Source organism: Pseudoflavonifractor phocaeensis, from assembly GCF_016901955.1.
In the GTDB taxonomy this organism is placed as follows: domain Bacteria; phylum Bacillota; class Clostridia; order Oscillospirales; family Oscillospiraceae; genus Flavonifractor; species Flavonifractor phocaeensis_A.
This window is the reverse complement of the sequence record NZ_JACJLC010000155.1, coordinates 1-3178: the sequence shown is the minus strand read 5'-3', so window position 1 is coordinate 3178 and position 3178 is coordinate 1. Positions and strand designations below refer to the sequence as shown.

Below are 3178 nucleotides of genomic sequence, written 5' to 3'. Positions count from 1 at the left end.
CTCCTGATGTGAAGTCTTAAAAAACTGACTGTCAGCTTTTTGAGTTTTGGGATATTGTCTCACATTTTCGAGGGATACGGAAGGTGGGTGGTCGTTGAGCGCTTACCAAAAAACAAAATAATAGGGATAAAAACGCAACATATTGATAATAGTATTCAACGAAACCCACTACATATCGTAGAAGCCATAAAATCGCAATCGAGTGGGAATGACGCTCGAAACGGCGCAAACCCGCATGAATACAGGCTTTTTTGCCCGCCCATATTGCTCTTGATACTGGATTGATACTATTTGTGTCCGCCCGGTACTCTCAAGAGAATAATCCCAAAGGGACAAGCAAAACCGCCCTGCTGAAGGATTGCGGTATGTAATGTTGCTCTTTTTTCCCTGACCCCCGGCGGGTGTTCATTGCTCCCTATACGATTTCCTGCCATATTCTCCCCTTGCGGGGATAACAGACAAAAAGTGCGTTTCCCCTCACCGTTTCGATGGGGGTATTATAATAGGGAATTTTTAGGGGTTTCTTAGAAATCGCTTAGGTTTTAGGCAGTTTTGCTGAAATTTGAAGATTATCCGCTTTTTGTATTATTATATATTCATATTGGCTAAAAAGAACCAGCCAAAACTATGCATTCTATATGTGCAATTAGTCTGACAAGATTTTCTACATCTTATTTTTCTATTCTACCAAGGGTACACTAAACTTGTCAACATATTTCTTGTGGTCGGAGGGTTGGCAAGTGGAATATGGAACTATTCGGATTAAGCTGGACGAGCTGTTGAAGGTATCCGGTCTTAGCAAGAACATGCTGAGCCATCGGGCTGAGATGCAGCGGACGCAGATCAATAATTATTGTAAAAACCAAATTACTCGTTTAGATATAGATGTCCTCGCAAGGCTTTGTACGGTGTTGAATTGTGAGATCGGCGATCTATTAGAATTTATACCACCAGAAAAGATAGAAAAATGAGGCTCGCAGGAGGCATAGCAATACTTTTCCAGCATATTGGACGATCGGCATTTCAAATGGGAACGGCAAATTAATTATAAACGCAGTTGCAAATTCTGAAGCTCATTTTCTATTGGTTATCACCGAGAGTCTTTGCAAAATCACCGAAATACAACAAAAAAGAACCGGTCGAGATCTCGTGCATGAAATCTCGACCGGTTTTCTGTTATTGGGGAATTAACTTAGTATTACTTCGACTCTTTGCGGAAGCACATGAACCAGTCCAGGCAATACTGATTCTCGCTCTGGTTGTCCATCCGCTCCTTGGCTACGCCACAGCTGCCAGCGGTGGGTACGATGACATCATCGCCGGGTCGCCAGTCGGCCGGGGTGGCGCATGCGTCGGCGTCCGCTTTCTGGAGCGCCAGGATGATACGCTTGATCTCGTCAAAGTTGCGGCCCGTGGACAGCGGATAGTACAGGATGGTTCGCACCACGCCGTTGGGGTCGATGACAAACACCGCCCGTACCGCCTGGGTGTTGGACTGTCCCGGCTGGATCATGCCGTACTTGTTGGCCACCTCCATGCGGATATCCTCGATGAGGGGGAAGGTCACATTGATGTGTTTCTTACCGTTCCACTCCAGCTCCTGGATCTTCCGCAGCCAGGCGATGTGGGAGTAGATGGAGTCCACTGAAAGGCCCACCAGCTCAGTATTGAGAGCCTTGAACTCGTCGATCATGGAGCCGAAGGTCATAAACTCCGTGGTGCAGACCGGGGTGAAATCCGCAGGATGGGAGAAGAGGATCACCCATTTGCCGGCGTAATCCTCCGGGAATTTGATAGGGCCCTGGGTGGTGACAGCCTCGAAGGACGGGGCCTTGTCGCCAATAAGAGGCATTCTGTTTTCCTGATCCATGGTAAGCGCTCCTTTCGTTAGTAGTCAAGTTCGATGAATATGATATATGGGTTCTTTGGAGAAAGGCCGTAATACTCTATCTGAAACAGAGTTAACCCAGCAGCTCGCTCTCCAGATCCTGCAGCATGATGTCCAGTGCGGAGATACCACCCTCGGCGGTGTACCACACGGCGGGGTGAGCCAGATAGACGATGTTGCCGTTCTTGTAGGCGTCGGTTCCCATCACCAACTCGTTTTCCATGATCTCCTGGGCCAGCTTTGCCCCGTCGGTGCCGATGGCGGCGTCGCGGTCCAGAACGAAGATATAGTCGGGTGCCTTCTCCACGATGAACTCAAAGGATGCTTCGTTGCCATGGGTGGAGGTGTCGATGTTGGCGTCCACGCCAATATTTTCGAAACCAATTTCGCGTCCAATCATGGAGCAGCGGCCGTCATTGCCCAGCACATTGTAGCTGCCGCTGGTGACCAGTCCTACGATGGCGGTCTTACCGGCGGCAAATTCGGACAGGGCGGTAATGCGGGCATCGAAGTCAGCCATCAACTCGTCTACCTTGTCCTCCAGACCAAACATGGAGGCGATGGTAGTGGCATTCTGCCGCACGCTCTCCACGACCCCAAGCTCGGTATCCGTGGCCAGATAGACTACAGGAGCGATTTCGCTGAGGGCGTCATAACTGGAAGCCAGACGGCCGCCGATAAAGATGACATCCGGCTCACAGGCCATGACGGCCTCCAGATCGGCCTCCTTGATGGTGCCCAGGTTGGCAATGTCGTCGTTGATGTAATCCTGGAGGTACTCAAGGCTGGTATCGGCGGTGCCCACTACCCGGTCACCCACACCCAGGGCGTCCAGAATGTCCAGGGAAGCCATGTCCAGAATGGCGATGCGCTGAGGATCGTAAGGCACCTCCAGCTCCGCCGCCTCCTTGTTGGCATTGAGGCTGGTAATAGTCACGGACTCAGGGGCTCCACCATTTTGGGTTTCTCCGCCGGACTGACTGCTGCTGGGAGAGGAGGTATTCTCGGAAGAATCGCCGCCGTTCTGAGCGGAGCAGGCCATGAGGCTCAGGGCCATCACGCCGGCCAGGGCAAGAGAAAGCATCTTTTTCATGTTCATTTTTATGACCATTCCTTTCCGCTGCGCTGCAAGGCACCAAAGGGTATGAAACACAGGAGCCTCTAACGCAGCAAGTCGTAATTTGTTAGGGCAACACCGCATAATAAGGCAAAAAGAACCGTCCTGCCAAGACATAGCTTTTGGCAGAACGGTTTGTGTTTAGAATTCTCGCAGAAGGCATACGGATTCAA

3 protein-coding genes are annotated in these 3178 nt (G+C 50.5%); 1 reads left to right on the top strand and 2 read right to left on the bottom strand.

Going from position 1 to position 3178, the window contains the following annotated elements; translation table 11 throughout:
- Positions 1 to 740: 740 nt before the first annotated feature.
- Complete coding sequence (locus H6B51_RS16665) at positions 741 to 971, top strand: helix-turn-helix domain-containing protein (RefSeq protein ID WP_204884721.1); 231 nt, start codon at positions 741 to 743, stop codon at positions 969 to 971.
- Positions 972 to 1198: 227 nt separating this feature from the next.
- Here the strand turns inward: H6B51_RS16665 and H6B51_RS16660 are convergent, their stop codons facing one another.
- Positions 1199 to 1870, bottom strand: coding sequence for a peroxiredoxin (locus H6B51_RS16660; protein WP_087388203.1), 672 nt, complete (start codon positions 1868 to 1870; stop codon positions 1199 to 1201).
- Positions 1871 to 1961: 91 nt separating this feature from the next.
- Positions 1962 to 2981, bottom strand: coding sequence for a siderophore ABC transporter substrate-binding protein (locus H6B51_RS16655; protein WP_204884722.1), 1020 nt, complete (start codon positions 2979 to 2981; stop codon positions 1962 to 1964).
- Positions 2982 to 3178: the final 197 nt, after the last annotated feature.

Excerpts from the sequence above, each read along its gene's own strand:
- H6B51_RS16660 (WP_087388203.1), bottom strand. The coding sequence starts at position 1,870 with ATGGATCAGGAAAACAGAATGCCTCTTATTGGCGACAAGGCCCCGTCC.
- H6B51_RS16655 (WP_204884722.1), bottom strand. The coding sequence starts at position 2,981 with ATGAAAAAGATGCTTTCTCTTGCCCTGGCCGGCGTGATGGCCCTGAGC.